Origin of the sequence: Pseudomonas sp. NBB, from assembly GCF_032701105.1 — a bacterium.
GTDB classification, from domain to species: Bacteria; Pseudomonadota; Gammaproteobacteria; order Pseudomonadales; family Pseudomonadaceae; genus Aquipseudomonas; species Aquipseudomonas asiatica.
Window position 1 is genome coordinate 1,118,141 of record NZ_CP103994.1, and the last position, 14,220, is coordinate 1,132,360.

The window sequence follows — 14,220 nt, forward strand, 5'->3', positions numbered from 1 at the left end:
TCCCCGAATGATCGATACAGTCGGCGCTGTGTATTCCAGCGCTCTGGACGGGCCTGGCCGCGTCGTCGCGCGCCAGCGGAAAAGCTGCCAGTTTGAGCCTGCGGCAAGCGTGCTGACAACCCCGTTATGCGCCTTCATGCGCGGCGAAGTGACAGGGGCGGTCAATCACAGGATAATGCGCGCACTTTACATGGAGGTTCGCCTTTGGCGAACCGGCATTGGTCTTGGCTGTACTAAGTCATTGTTTGGCGCCATTGATTGGCAGTCCGCCCTGACAACCCAGGAGTGTCTGGTTTGATCGTCTTTCGTTATCTGTCCCGCGAGGTCCTGGTGACCTTGAGCGCCGTCAGCGCCGTGCTGCTGGTGATCATCATGAGCGGGCGCTTCATCAAGTACCTGGCCCAGGCTGCCCAGGGTGTGCTCGACCCGAGCGTACTGTTCCTGATCATGGGCTTCCGTCTGCCGGGCTTCCTGCAGCTTATCCTGCCTTTGGGGCTGTTCCTCGGCATTCTCCTGGCGTACGGGCGCCTGTACCTGGAAAGCGAGATGACCGTGCTGTCGGCCACCGGTATGAGCCAGCAGCGCCTGCTGGGCTTGACCATGGCGCCGGCCGCCGTGGTCGCCCTGCTGGTGGCCTGGCTGAGCCTGAGCCTGGCGCCGCTTGGTGTTGCCCAGGTGCAGCAGATCATCAGCCAGCAGGATGCCCTGACAGAGTTCGACACCCTGGTGCCGGGCCGCTTCCAGACCCTGCGCGACGGCTCTCGGGTGACCTACACCGAAGAACTGTCGGATGACCGCATCAACCTGGCCGGGGTGTTCATTTCCGAGAAGCGCTTCAACCAGGACAAGACGAAGGACCGCGCCCCGTCGGTGCTGGTTGCCGAAAAAGGCCATCAGGAAATCCAGGCCGACGGCAACCGCTACCTGGTGCTGGAAAACGGTTACCGTTACGACGGCAACCCGGGCCAGGCCGATTACCGTGCTATCAAGTACGACACCTACGGCGTGCTGCTGCCCAAGCCGGAAGTCGCCGAGGAAGTGACCGATCGCGAAGCCATCCCCACTTCCGAGCTGATCGGCAAGAAGGACCTGCGTGAGCGCGCTGAGCTGCAATGGCGGCTGTCGCTGCCGATCCTGGTGTTCATCGTCACCATGCTGGCGGTGCCGCTGTCCCGGGTCAACCCGCGCCAGGGTCGCTTCCTCAAGCTGCTGCCGGCAATTCTTCTGTACATGGCTTACCTGACAATGCTGATTTCCGTACGTGGCGCCCTAGAGAAGGGCAAACTGCCGATCGCCCTGGGCATGTGGTGGGTCCACGGCCTGTTCCTGCTGATCGGTCTGGGCCTGATGTACTGGGAGCCGCTGCGCCTCAAGCGCGCTGCCCGTCGTGCGGAGGTGGCCCATGGGTAAGCTCGACCGCTACATCGGCCAGAGCGTTCTGCTGGCCATTCTCGCCGTGTTGGGGATCATCCTCGGCCTGGCTTCGCTGTTTGCCTTCATCGACGAGATGAACGACCTGAGTGACACCTACACGGTGATGGAGGCGGGCAACTTCGTCCTGCTGACCGCACCACGGCGCCTGTACGAAATGCTGCCGATGGCCGCCTTGATCGGCTGCCTGATTGGCCTGGGCAGCCTGGCCAGCAGCAGCGAACTGACCATCATGCGTGCTGCCGGGGTTTCCATCGGGCGCATCGTCTGGGCGGTGATGAAGCCGATGCTGGTACTGATGCTGGTCGGCCTGCTGATTGGCGAGTACGTGGCGCCGGTGACCGAGAACAAGGCCCAGGCCGACCGTTCCCTGGCCCAGGGCGGTGGTGAGGCGCAAAGCTCCAAGCGCGGCATGTGGCACCGCCAGGGCGAGGAGTACGTGCACATCAACGCCGTGCAGCCTAACGGCCTGCTGCTGGGTGTGACCCGTTACCGCTTCGACAGCGAGCGCAAGATCGTCACCTCCAGCTTCGCCCGCCGTGCACAGTACCAGGACGACCACTGGATGCTCAGCGACGTGCGCACCACCTTCTTCCGTGGCGACCACACTGAAGTGGTGACCGCGCCGCAGGAGCGCTGGGACGTTTCGCTCACCCCACAACTGCTCAATACCGTGATCCTGGCGCCGGAGTCGCTGTCCATCACTGGGCTGTGGGGCTACATCCACTACCTGTCCGACCAGGGCCTGAACAATGCCCGTTACTGGCTGGCGTTCTGGACCAAGGTATTGCAGCCGATGGTGACCGCGGCGCTGGTGCTGATGGCCATTTCCTTCATCTTCGGCCCGCTGCGTTCGGTAACCCTTGGCCAGCGCGTGTTCACCGGTGTACTGGTGGGCTTCGTGTTCCGCATCGCCCAGGACCTGCTGGGGCCTTCGAGCCAGGTGTTCGGCTTCCCGCCGCTGCTGGCGGTGGTGATCCCGGCAGGCATCTGTGCGCTGGCCGGTGTGTGGTTGTTGCGCCGGGCAGGTTGATGGCCTGAGCTGTACAAAAAAGCCGACCTCGGGGTCGGCTTTTTCATGGGTGTTCACCTGTGCGGGCCCCTTCGCGGGTAAACCCGCTTGTATGGTTAGACTTGAAGGGGTGGTGGGACTAAATGCCCGATTCTGACTGTTCACAGCAGTACAGACCGTGGGAGACATCGCCCCACCCCTTCCACCAAAGCGCCGATAAAGAATGCATCGTTTGCAAGCGACGATAGAAACAAGCCAGCGCCTCTTGGTGAAACCCCTTCAAGCCGAAAAACCATAACGTGAGGAGCGGCCCATGGCAATGCAGGTAGGTAAGTTGATCGTGGGTGCGGATGTCGCGAAAGCTGAGCTGGTTATCCACCACGATGATCGCGACGAGATCATCAGGCTCAAAAACTCCAAACTCGAGATCAGAAGGTGGCTCAAGCAACAACCCCTCAACACCGCTATCGCTGTTGAGGCGACCAACGTCTATCACTTGGACCTGGTTGAATTGGCCCACAGCCTAGGCTTCGAGGTCTATGTCATCGATGGTTTTCAATTGAGCAACTACCGGAAGAGTGTTGGGGGACGGGTTAAAACCGACCCCTCCGATGCTCGGTTGCTGTCCCGTTTTTTAAAAAATGAAGGCGAGGACCTTCGCCCTTGGAGCCCGCCTCCCGCTGTCTACGGCAAGCTTCAGAGCCTCTTGCGACGCAGAGCCGCCTTGGTGACTGCTCGTACTGCAATGACTCAGAGCTGGGCTAACGAAAGCCTTTTGAAAGCCGCCTTCGAAACTTTTGTGAAGTCGATAGATCGGCTGGATCAGTTGATTCAAAAGAAGATTAAAGAAGTACTGCGAGACGCTGGGCTGCAGGAACAAGTCGCTCGCTGCCAGGCAGTAGAGGGCATTGGTTTTCTCACCGCCGCAGCATTGGTGATGGCTTTTACAAGGGGCGAGTTCAAAAGCAGTGACTCGTACATTGCATTCCTAGGAATGGATTTACGAGTCAGTGATTCCGGACAGAAGAATGGGCGACGTCGCCTCACCAAGCGAGGTTGTTCAGAAATTCGTCGCTTATTGCACAACGCTGCGATGGCGGCCAGCAGATCGGCAGCCTGGAAAGGGCTTTACGAACAGCATCGGAGCAGTGGTAAAGCAACAACCCAAGCGTTGGTAATCCTGGCAAGAAAGCTCGCGCGGGTGGCATTCGCCCTGATGAAAAATCAGGACGAATACGTCACTAAAGGCGCGAAACTGGCTTGCTGAAAACCATAGAATCTCCCACAGGAATCGCACCGGTCGTGATGCCTGTGCTGCACCTGTGGGAGCGGGTTTACCCGCGAAGAGGTCAGCACAGGCAATACAGGTCTCAGCTCATTTCTTCTGCTTCGGCACCCGCACCAGCTGGCTTTCCGAATAGATGTCATGCCAGCCCCTCTGGCGCTTGTCGATCAACGCCCAGAAAAAACCCAGCCCCAGGCACAGCCACGAGGCAATCGACACCACGAAGCGCAGCAGCGCCTGCCACAGGCTGATGGCCGTGCCATCGGCGTTCTGCACCCGCACGCCCCACACCTGCATGCCCAGGGTCTGCCCGCCATGGGTCCAGAACTTGGCAAAGAAACCGAACAGGACGAACAGCAGCACCGTCGACAGCAGAGGGTCGCCGTCCAGTGCGCCAGCCTCGGTCAATTCACGCATGCGGGCTTCGCCGATGATCGCCATCTGGATCATCTTGTAGGCGCCGGCGGTCACGATCAGCAGCGCCGTGCACAACAGGAAGTCGTAGAACATCGCCGCCAGGCGCCGGCCCAGGCCGACCGGCGGAAAATCACCCTGAGGTGTGAGCTGAGGCTTGGACATGCAAAACGGCTCCAGAAGACGAAGCCGCTATTCTACGGGCAAAAAAAAGCCCCTGCACATGGCAGGGGCTTTTCTCGAAGTCTGGTTCGGCTTAGCCGGCGACCTGAACTTTGTCAGCCTGCATGCCTTTCTGGCCCTGGACTGCTTCGAAGGTGACCTTCTGGCCTTCTTTCAGGCTCTTGAAGCCGTTACCTTCGATAGCGCGGAAGTGCACGAACAGATCCGGACCGCTCTCTGGGGTGATGAAGCCGTAACCTTTTTCGTCATTGAACCACTTGACGGTACCGTTCTGACGCTCAGCCATTGTCTTATTTCCTATGAAGCTTGAATTTTGATGACAGTTTCTTTTGCAATAAAGGAAGCAAAAGATTACTGGGCTGGGTTGCAGGAAAGTAAGAGACGTCGAACGGGTTGTAGCAGATTGCGGCTACTGGCCCAGGTCACGAACTGTTGCGACCCATGCAAACACAGTGCAGTGACTCTACGCCAACTCCCGAGCGAAAAACAAGCCCTTGGTCGTATGGAAAATCGGCCGTTTGCCGATAACCGACCGATTTGTCGGAAACGGCATGGCGCCTGGCCTGGCGCCATGTTCAAAAGTTATTGGACAGGTTCGAAAACGAATATGTCGAACCTGCCCGCAACCTTCACAAAGCGGCTTCAGCCCCGGTAGTAACGTTGTGCCACGAAAGGCATTTTGCTGACTTTCAAGGCAACCTTCTTGCCACGCACCACGGCAAACAGTGGGGTGTCGATAGCGGTATGTTCACTATCGATATAACCCATTGCTACAGGTGCACCGAGTGTCGGGCCAAAGCCGCCGCTGCACACTTTGCCTACAGGTTTATCGTTTGCATCGACAATATCCGCGCCTTCGCGTACTGGCGTACGTTCCTGCGGCAACAGGCCCACACGTTTGCGCGAGACGCCCTCGCGCTGATGGGCGAAGATGGCCTCGGCACCCGGGAAGCCGGCGGCACGCGCGCCATCGGCACGGCGAACCTTGGAAATGGCCCACAGCAGGCTGGCTTCCACCGGCGTGGTTTCGGTATTCATGTCGTGGCCATACAGGCACAGGCCGGCTTCCAGGCGCAGCGAGTCACGCGCACCCAGGCCGATCGGTTGTACTTCGGGCTCTGCCAGCAGGCGGCGGGCCAGGGCTTCGGCGGCATGCACCGGTACCGAAATTTCGTAGCCATCTTCGCCGGTGTAGCCTGAGCGGCTGACGAAGCAGTCTTCACCCAGCAGTTTCACCGGGCGGAACTGCATGAAGGTCATGCCGGCCACTTCCGGGGCCAGGCGTTCCAGCACCTTGACTGCCGACGGGCCTTGCAAGGCCAGCAGGGCGCGCTGCTCGAACAGTGGCTGTACCTCGCAACGGCTGCCGATGTGCGCTTGCAGGTGGGCCAGGTCCTGATCCTTGCAGGCGGCGTTGACCACAAGGAACAGCGTGTCGTCGCCCAGGTTGGCAACCATCAGGTCGTCGAGGATGCCGCCTTGCTCATTGGTGAACATGGCATAGCGCTGCATGCCCACCGGCAGGTCGATGATATCCACCGGCACCAGGCTTTCCAGGGCCTTGGCGGCATCGGTGCCGCGCAGGGTGATCTGGCCCATGTGCGAGACATCGAACAGGCCGGCCTGCTCGCGCGTGTGCAGGTGTTCCTTGAGCACGCCCAACGGGTACTGCACCGGCATGTCATAGCCGGCGAACGGCACCATGCGCGCACCCAGTTCCAGGTGCAGGGCGTGCAGTGGGGTCTTGAGCAGTGTTTCGGACATCGGTGACTCCTTGCTGTTGTTGTCGGGTCAACATTCGATGATGTTGACGGCCAGGCCGCCACGGGCGGTCTCTTTGTATTTGCTTTTCATGTCGGCGCCGGTCTGGCGCATGGTGCGGATGACCTTGTCGAGCGACACGTAGTGCTGCCCGTCGCCGCGCAAGGCCATGCGCACCGCGTTGATCGCCTTCACCGAGCCCATGGCGTTGCGCTCGATGCAAGGCACCTGGACCAGCCCGCCAATCGGGTCGCAGGTCAGGCCCAGGTTGTGTTCCATGCCGATTTCGGCAGCGTTTTCCACCTGTTGCACGCTGCCACCCATCACCTCGCACAGCGCCCCGGCGGCCATCGAACAGGCCACGCCGACCTCGCCCTGGCAGCCTACTTCGGCACCGGAGATGGAGGCGTTTTCCTTGTACAGGATGCCGATTGCCGCGGCGGTGAGCAGAAACCGCACCACCCCGTCCTCGTTGGCTCCCGGTACGAAGCGCATGTAGTAGTGCAGCACCGCCGGGACAATGCCCGCCGCGCCGTTGGTCGGCGCGGTGACCACGCGCCCGCCGTAGGCGTTTTCCTCGTTCACTGCCAGTGCATAGAGGTTGACCCAGTCGAGCACCGACAGGGCATCGCGCAAGCTGGCTTCCGGGTTGCGGCTCAGTTGGCGGTACAACGCCGGCGCCCGGCGCTTGACCTTCAGCCCGCCCGGCAGGATGCCTTCATGCTGGCAACCGGCTTCGACGCAGTCCTGCATCACCTGCCAGATGCGCAGCAGCCTGGCACGGGTTTCCGCTTCGGGGCGCCAAGCCGCCTCGTTGGCCAGCATTACCTGGCTGATCGACAGGTTTTGCCCGGTGCAATGGCCGAGCAGCTCCTTGGCGGTCTTGAACGGGTAGGTCAGCGGTGTGCTGTCCTCGACGATGCGGTCGTGGCCGGCAGCGTCCTGGTCGACCACGAAACCGCCGCCCACCGAGTAATACTCGCGGCTGCGGATTTGCAGGCCGGCCTCGTCGAAGGCGCGGAAGATCATGCCGTTGGGGTGGTAGTCCAGCGGCTTGCGGATCATCGCCAGGTGCTGCTTTTCGATGAACGCGATGCTGTGCTCGCCGAGCAGGTTCAGCCGACCGCTGTCGCGGATGGCCTGCAGGCGGGCAGGGATGGTGTCGGTGTCGATGACATCGGGGTGTTCGCCTTCAAGGCCCAGCAGCACGGCCTTGTCGCTGCCGTGGCCCTTGCCGGTGGCGCCGAGCGAGCCGTACAGCTCGGCCTTGACGCTGACCGTGCCGGCAAGCAGGCCATCACGGCGCAGCCCTTCGGCGAAGCGCGCGGCGGCGCGCATCGGGCCGACCGTGTGCGAGCTGGAGGGGCCGATGCCGATCTTGAACAGGTCGAAGACGCTCAAAGACATGGTGGACCTCCAGCCAGGATATTGGGCAAACGGTGAACTCTGTGGGAGCGGGCGTGCCCGCGAATGCGTGGTTGAAGCCAACATCGCATTCGCGGGCACGCCCGCTCCCACAGCGGACCACACCTTGAGTCAGGTGGCGGGCCCGAGGGCTATCAGGCGTCCTGATAGCTCTCGATCGACGGGCAGGCGCACACCAGGTTGCGGTCGCCGAACACGTTGTCGACCCGACCGACCGGCGGCCAGTACTTGCCTTCCACCAGGCTTGGCAGCGGGTACACCGCCTGCTCGCGGCTGTAGCCATGGGCCCATTCGCCAACCAGCTCGGCCGCAGTGTGCGGGGCGTTCTTCAGCGGGTTGTCGTCCTTGTCCAGGCTACCGTTCTCGACCGCGCGAATTTCTTCGCGGATCTGGATCATCGCGTCGCAGAAGCGGTCCAGTTCTTCCTTGGACTCGCTTTCGGTCGGTTCGATCATCAGCGTGCCCGCCACCGGGAAGGACATGGTCGGGGCGTGGAAGCCGAAGTCGATCAGGCGCTTGGCCACGTCGTCGACGCTGATGCCGCTGGTGTCCTTCAGCGGGCGCAGGTCGAGGATGCACTCGTGGGCCACCAGGCCATTGCCGCCGGTATACAGAACAGGATAGTGCTCTTCCAGGCGACGGGCGATGTAGTTGGCGTTGAGGATTGCCATCTGCGAGGCACGCTTGAGACCGGCACCGCCCATCATGCGGATATACATCCAGGTGATCGGCAGGATGCTGGCGCTGCCGAACGGCGCGGCACAAACCGCGCCCTCGGAGTTTTCCAGCTGCGCGTGGCCGGGCAGGAACGGCGCCAGGTGCGACTTGACACCGATCGGGCCGACGCCCGGGCCGCCACCGCCGTGCGGGATGCAGAAGGTCTTGTGCAGGTTCAGGTGGGAAACGTCGCCGCCGAACTTGCCCGGGGCGCACAGGCCGACCATGGCGTTCATGTTGGCGCCGTCGATGTACACCTGGCCACCGTTGTCGTGGATGATCGCGCAGATTTCGCCGATCGCTTCCTCGAATACGCCGTGGGTCGACGGGTAGGTGATCATGATCGCGGCCAGGCGCTCGCGGTGCTCGATGGCCTTGGCGCGCAGGTCCTCGACATCGACGTTGCCGCGGGCATCACAGGCGGTGACCACCACGCGCATGCCGGCCATGTGCGCGGTTGCCGGGTTGGTGCCGTGGGCCGACGACGGGATCAGGCAGATGTCGCGGTGGCCTTCGCCACGGCTACGGTGGTAGGCGCGGATGGCCAGCAGGCCTGCGTACTCGCCCTGGGAACCGGCGTTGGGCTGCAGCGACACGGCGTCGTAGCCGGTGGCGGCGCAGAGCATGGCTTCCAGCTCGGTGGTCATCTGCAGGTAGCCCTGGCTCTGCTCGGCCGGGGCGAACGGGTGCAGGTTGCCGAACTCGGCCCAGGTGACCGGGATCATTTCGCTGGCGGCGTTCAGCTTCATGGTGCACGAGCCCAGCGGGATCATGCTGCGATCCAGCGCCAGGTCCTTGTCGGCAAGGCGGCGCAGGTAGCGCATCAGCTCGGTTTCGCTGTGGTAGCGGTTGAATACCGGGTGCGAGAGGATGGCCGACTGGCGCAGCAGGGCGGCAGGCAGCAGCGAGCCGGTGCTGGCGGCCAGCGCGTTGAAGTCCGGCTGGGTCTGGTCGCCACCGATCAGTTGCCACAGGCTCTCGACATCGGCCTGGCTAGTGGTTTCGTCCAGCGACAGGCCCACGTGGGCAGCGTCGATCTGGCGCAGGTTGATGCCCTGGGCGCGGGCCTTGTCATGCAGGCTGGCAGTGGCGCTGCCGGTGGCCAGGGTCAGGGTGTCGAAGGCGCTGGCGCCCACTACCTGCACGCCCAGCGTCTTCAGGCCGGCGGCCAGGATCGCGGTCAGGGCATGGGTACGTTCGGCGATGCGCTTGAGGCCGGCCGGGCCGTGGTACACGGCGAACATGCTGGCGATGTTGGCCAGCAGCACCTGGGCGGTGCAGATGTTGCTGGTGGCCTTTTCGCGGCGGATGTGCTGTTCGCGGGTCTGCATGGCCAGGCGCAGGGCGGTCTTGCCGAAGCGGTCGATCGACACGCCGACCAGGCGGCCTGGCATGTCGCGCTTGAATGCGTCACGGGTGGAGAAGTAGGCCGCGTGCGGGCCACCAAAGCCCAGCGGCACACCGAAGCGCTGGGCGCTGCCGATGGCCACGTCGGCGCCGAACTCGCCCGGCGGGGTCAGCAGGGTCAGGGCCAGCAGGTCGGCGGCCACGGCGACCAGGGCGTTGGCGGCGTGGAAGCGCTCGACCACTTCGCGGTAGTCGAACACTTCACCGTTGCTGGCCGGATATTGCAGCAGGGCGCCGAAGAAGGCGCTGACATCGCCCAGCTCGCGTTCGTCGCCGACCACGATCTCGATACCCAGCGGCTCGGCACGGGTTCGCAGCACGTCGAGGGTTTGCGGGTGGCAGTGCACGGAGGCGAAGAAGGCGTGGCTGGCCTTGTTCTTCGACAGGCGCTTGCAGAAGGTCATGGCCTCGGCTGCAGCGGTGGCTTCGTCGAGCAGGGAGGCGTTGGCGATCGGCAGGCCGGTCAGGTCGCTGATCAGGGTCTGGAAGTTCAGCAGCGCTTCCAGGCGGCCCTGGGAAATTTCTGGCTGGTACGGGGTATAGGCGGTGTACCAGGCCGGGTTTTCCAGCAGGTTGCGCAGGATCGGCGCCGGAGTGTGGGTGTTGTAGTAGCCCTGGCCGATGTAGCTCTTGAACAGCTGGTTTTTGCCGGCGATGGCCTTGAGCGCGGCAAGGGCGTCGGCTTCGCTTTGGCCGTCGTGCGAGCCGAGCACGCTGGTGCCTTTGATGCTGTCGGGAATGACGGCGGCGGTCATGGCTTCCAGCGAGTCGAAGCCGAGGGCGGCCAGCATGGCTTGCTCGTCAGCGGCGCGCGGGCCGATGTGGCGGGCGATGAATTCGTTGGCGGTGCCGAGGTTGATAGTCATGGCGGGGTTCCTCAGGCGTCGTCGTTGGCTTTGATCAGGCGGTCGTAGGCGTCCTGGTCGAGCAGGGCGGCCACGGCGCTGGCATCGGCGGGAATGAAGCGGAAGAACCAGCCTTCGCCCATCGGGTCTTCGTTGACCAGTTCCGGGCTGTCTTCGAGTTGGTCGTTGATCTGGACCACTTCGCCGGTCAGGGGCATGTACACACCGCTGGCGGCCTTGACCGACTCGACGGTGGACGCTTCGCTGCCTTTCTCATACTGCTGCAACTCTGGCAGTTGCACGAAAACCACATCGCCAAGGGCATTCTGGGCGTAGGCGGTGATGCCCACGGTAACGCTGCCATCGGCTTCGACGCGCAGCCATTCGTGATCTTCAGTGAAACGCAACTCGCTCATGGGGAATCCTCGGGAAGCAGGGCGTTAGGCGCGGTGGCTCCGCGCTCTTGGGGTTGGGATTCCCTTAGCAAAAATGCGGCCAATCGTTAAAAAACGTTATAAATCAATATGTTAATTATTTTACGTATTCAGTTTGTCATACTTGTGGAATGAAAACGCTACAGCGGGAGGGGGATGAAAAAGGGTTTGGGGATCAAACCCTTGCACTGCCGTATCTGAATGGGTGTGTATCGATTTGAATACGGTGTATTTAAATCGATACGGCGTTGCCTGCGGGGTGCCAGTCTTTGCGGCTAAAAACATCCGCGCTCCAATAACGGCTGCCGTTCTGGTGTTGGCGAGTCCAGCCCTTTGCAATGAGCTCCTTGGCAATCATCCGGTTCATGAAACCGTGACCTAGCAGCAGTACCGGCCCTTCGCTTGCAAGTGATAACAGCCGTTGTGCTGCCATGCTGGCGCGAAGCCTGGCACCGCTGACCGTTTCGACATTGCGCGAGTAACCACACAACCACAGGAGGCGAAGGATGAATGCCCAGGTAAACGGTGAAAGTCGAGGCAACTTCCATTGGCCATACGGCAGGTGCGCTTCACAAAAAAGCGCATCGACGTGGCTGGGCTCAAGACCGAGCGCCTGCAGCGAGCTCAATGCACGTGGCGCTGTGCTCGAGACAATCACCCTCGCCGTTGCGGCGAGCTGCAGGCTGGCGGCCGGGACGGGCTGGTCGGTAATTTCGGCGCGGTTGTAGCCTTCGATCCAGTCCTTCATATCCAGCGCTGACACTTTGTTGCTTGTAACCAGTGCTGGCTGGCCGTGGCGCATCAAGATTATTTCCGCGGTCATGGTGTAACTACTTCCTTGTCCTGGTGGGCGCGCCCTGTTGTTCAAACCAGCCGTGATCACGATACCACGCCACGGTATCGGCGATTGTCAGCTCCAGCGCCCGAAAGCTCAGGCCAAGCGCGTGTTCACTTTTGCTGTGGTTGAAACGCGTACGATCCTTTTCCCGTACCAGCAGGCGCAGTGTGGCCAAGCTTAGCAGGATGGGCTTGCCGGTAAGCCGCGCATACATTTCCTGCACTGCGGCCAGGCAGAACAACAACGGCAACGGTAAATGCCGTGCTGGCGTTCGTACGCCTGCCAGATGGCCCACTATTGGTACCAGTTCAGCCATGGTCATATGCCGCCCGGCGGCCAGGTAGCGTTCGCCACTTCGTCCTTGCGTGGCTGCTGCAATGTGCGCCAAAGCCACATCGCGGGCATCGACCACCGAGAAACTGCCCGGGATCAAGCCAGGCAGTTTGCCGTGCACGACATCGTTGACCAGTTGCCCGGACGACGTAGGGCCGATGTCGCCAGGGCCCCACATCCAGCCGGGGAGCACCATGCAGGCGTGCATGTCGGGGCAGGCATCGAGAAACTCAGTCACGACGCGGTCGGCGAGGATCTTGCTGCGGTAGTAGTCATCTGCATCTGCTTCGGCCCGCAGGCATGTCTCATCGATCGACGTGCCTGGTGCCCCGTCGAGCACTGCAATGGACGAGGTATGGATAAACCGCCGGATGCCGGCCAGGTAGGCCTGTTCCAGCAGGCGGCGGGTACCTGTCACATTGATCTGCTCGAGTGCTTGCCAATGGCTGCCGCCTTTGTAGTTGTCACGAAAGAACGCCGCAGTATGGAACACCGTGTCGCAGCCGCGCAGCGATGCCGCGAAGGCGTCGACATCGGCCATGTCGCCTTCGACCAGCTCCACTTCGGGCACATCACCGAACTGCTGTTCCCCCTTTGCTCTTGACCGCACCAGCCCTTTGACCGCGTAGCCATGAGCGACCAGTTCACGGACCAGGTTGTTGCCCAGCAAGCCGGTTGCTCCGGTAACGAACACATTGCGCATGGCTCAACCCTCGCTCTGTTCGGCAGATGGCTTCAACATGGCACTGTCGAAAAACACCGCTTCACGGATGGCCAGGCCATTTCTGAAGGTGAAGTGCGCCGCATAGTGCACGCAAATCCGACGCCCATGGGCCGGAACGATCACGCCTGCTGGCAGCAGCAGCGGGGCAGTGAAGGTGCCGGTCAGGACGGCGGTCATTGCCAGCCGATCGTCCGAGACCATGAATGGGGTCAGGGCCACCTGGGCATCAGGGAGTGCGCTGAACAGCGCCATCTCCCGCGCGCGCATGGCTTCGCGCCCGGAGGTAAACGAAGTCTTCGTCGACCAGTGCCAGCAGCCCTTGCACATCACGCTGGTTAAAGGCATTGGCGGCGCGTTGGGCATAGTCCTTGGGGCTCGTCATCATGCAATCCATTCCATTTGTTCAGAGGGGCCCAAGGTATACTCCCGCGCTTGCTGTCGAAAAACAGCGCCTACTGCATAGTGGGTTTGCGAATTTGCAGACCAGGGAGAGGCCAGCACATATGGCATTGCAGGAAAACTGGGACGATATTCGGCTGCTATTGGCCGTATCGCGGCGTGGCAGCTTTCTTCGCGCTGGCGAGTTGCTGGGTATTGCACCATCGACCGTTTCGCGTCGCCTGACCCAGCTTGAGGCTGCATTGGGCGAGCCGCTCGTCGAGCGGGGCGTAGAGGGATGCAGGCTGACCTCGCGCGGTCAATCGCTGGTCGAAGTGGCCCAGGCAGCAGAAGCTGGGCTACGGCGCCAGACGCCTGCTGGCGCAGCCGAGCTGCCTTGCGAACTCTCTGGCACTGTGCAGGTGAGCGCAGGGGAAGGCTTTTCGACTTGCGTACTGGAGGCGGCCAACCGCTTCACCGGACTACACCCGGGTTGCTCGGTGGAGTTGACCGTGACCGCCGACTTCCACAAGATCGTCCGGGGTGTGGCGGACATTGCCGTGCGCACGGCCCATCTGGGTGAGCCCTCACTGATTTATCGGCCGATAGGCCGGCTTGGCTATGGTGTGTTCGCCGCTGCTGGTTACCTGCACCGTTTTCCGGGGGTTACCCCTGCGACGGCGGTCAATATCGGCCTGCTTCCGCCGCTGGACGTGTTGCCGCAAGTACGTGCGGCAAAGGCGGGGGGGCTGGAACGTGCGCCGATCCGCGTGACCTCGTTCAGCGCACAGCTCGAATCGGTGAGACGAGGCATGGGGGTGGCGGTACTGCCCCGGATTCTGGCCAAGGATTTGATCGAGTTGTTCGTCGACCTTCCCCTTCCAGATTTGGAGGTCTACATGGTGACCCGGCCACAGGCATTGAAGCAGCCTCACATAAAGTGCTTTTTCTCGATCCTGGAGGAAATGCTGCACCAGGCCCTGTCTACGGATTCTGGGCAGGACCTGGCGCAGCAACATACCGGCTGAGCGTT

13 protein-coding genes and 1 pseudogene are annotated in these 14,220 nt (G+C 62.0%); 5 read left to right on the plus strand and 9 right to left on the minus strand.

The window, feature by feature from the left end; translation table 11 throughout:
• Nucleotides 1–7: 7 nt before the first annotated feature.
• The 4 genes from NY023_RS05160 to NY023_RS05175 all read left to right on the plus strand — a co-directional run bounded on the left by NY023_RS05160 (nt 8) and on the right by NY023_RS05175 (nt 3,710).
• On the plus strand, nt 8–298 hold the full coding sequence (locus tag NY023_RS05160) for a hypothetical protein (RefSeq protein ID WP_023661648.1): 291 nt from the start codon (nt 8–10) through the stop codon (nt 296–298).
• Nucleotides 295–1,410 carry an LPS export ABC transporter permease LptF gene (gene lptF, locus NY023_RS05165; RefSeq protein WP_013971099.1) on the plus strand — a complete coding sequence of 372 codons (1,116 nt, stop codon included), beginning with the start codon at nt 295–297 and terminating at the stop codon, nt 1,408–1,410. Before NY023_RS05160 ends, lptF begins: the two co-directional genes overlap by 4 nt.
• Complete coding sequence (gene lptG, locus NY023_RS05170) at nt 1,403–2,464, plus strand: LPS export ABC transporter permease LptG (RefSeq protein WP_013971100.1); 1,062 nt, start codon at nt 1,403–1,405, stop codon at nt 2,462–2,464. The genes lptF and lptG overlap by 8 nt, the downstream gene beginning before the upstream one ends.
• A 292-nt stretch (nt 2,465–2,756) precedes the next feature.
• Nucleotides 2,757–3,710, plus strand: coding sequence for an IS110 family transposase (locus NY023_RS05175; RefSeq protein WP_013970314.1), 954 nt, complete (start codon nt 2,757–2,759; stop codon nt 3,708–3,710).
• Between the two features lie 108 nt (nt 3,711–3,818).
• Here NY023_RS05175 and NY023_RS05180 read toward each other — a convergent pair whose 3' ends face one another.
• The 9 genes and pseudogenes from NY023_RS05180 to NY023_RS05220 all read right to left on the minus strand — a co-directional run bounded on the left by NY023_RS05180 (nt 3,819) and on the right by NY023_RS05220 (nt 13,194).
• Nucleotides 3,819–4,307, minus strand: a complete 489-nt coding sequence (locus NY023_RS05180) for an RDD family protein (RefSeq protein WP_013971101.1) — start codon at nt 4,305–4,307, stop codon at nt 3,819–3,821.
• A 91-nt stretch (nt 4,308–4,398) separates the two neighbouring features.
• Complete coding sequence (locus NY023_RS05185; RefSeq protein WP_003257941.1) at nt 4,399–4,611, minus strand: cold-shock protein; 213 nt, start codon at nt 4,609–4,611, stop codon at nt 4,399–4,401.
• Between the two features lie 356 nt (nt 4,612–4,967).
• Complete coding sequence (gene gcvT, locus NY023_RS05190; protein ID WP_013971102.1) at nt 4,968–6,089, minus strand: glycine cleavage system aminomethyltransferase GcvT; 1,122 nt, start codon at nt 6,087–6,089, stop codon at nt 4,968–4,970.
• Between the two features lie 27 nt (nt 6,090–6,116).
• Nucleotides 6,117–7,493, minus strand: coding sequence for an L-serine ammonia-lyase (locus NY023_RS05195; RefSeq protein ID WP_044046902.1), 1,377 nt, complete (start codon nt 7,491–7,493; stop codon nt 6,117–6,119).
• 152 nt (nt 7,494–7,645) lie between these two features.
• Nucleotides 7,646–10,501 carry an aminomethyl-transferring glycine dehydrogenase gene (gcvP, locus tag NY023_RS05200; protein ID WP_013971104.1) on the minus strand — a complete coding sequence of 952 codons (2,856 nt, stop codon included), beginning with the start codon at nt 10,499–10,501 and terminating at the stop codon, nt 7,646–7,648.
• 11 nt (nt 10,502–10,512) lie between these two features.
• Nucleotides 10,513–10,896, minus strand: coding sequence for a glycine cleavage system protein GcvH (gene gcvH, locus NY023_RS05205; protein ID WP_003257943.1), 384 nt, complete (start codon nt 10,894–10,896; stop codon nt 10,513–10,515).
• 250 nt (nt 10,897–11,146) lie between these two features.
• Nucleotides 11,147–11,737, minus strand: a complete 591-nt coding sequence (locus tag NY023_RS05210) for a histidine phosphatase family protein (protein WP_047933964.1) — start codon at nt 11,735–11,737, stop codon at nt 11,147–11,149.
• A gap of 7 nt (nt 11,738–11,744) precedes the next feature.
• On the minus strand, nt 11,745–12,788 hold the full coding sequence (locus NY023_RS05215) for an SDR family oxidoreductase (RefSeq protein ID WP_013971106.1): 1,044 nt from the start codon (nt 12,786–12,788) through the stop codon (nt 11,745–11,747).
• Nucleotides 12,789–12,791: 3 nt separating this feature from the next.
• Nucleotides 12,792–13,194: pseudogene (locus NY023_RS05220) on the minus strand (ester cyclase).
• 118 nt (nt 13,195–13,312) lie between these two features.
• Here NY023_RS05220 and NY023_RS05225 point away from each other — a divergent pair.
• Complete coding sequence (locus NY023_RS05225; RefSeq protein ID WP_013971108.1) at nt 13,313–14,215, plus strand: LysR family transcriptional regulator; 903 nt, start codon at nt 13,313–13,315, stop codon at nt 14,213–14,215.
• Nucleotides 14,216–14,220 lie beyond the last annotated feature (5 nt).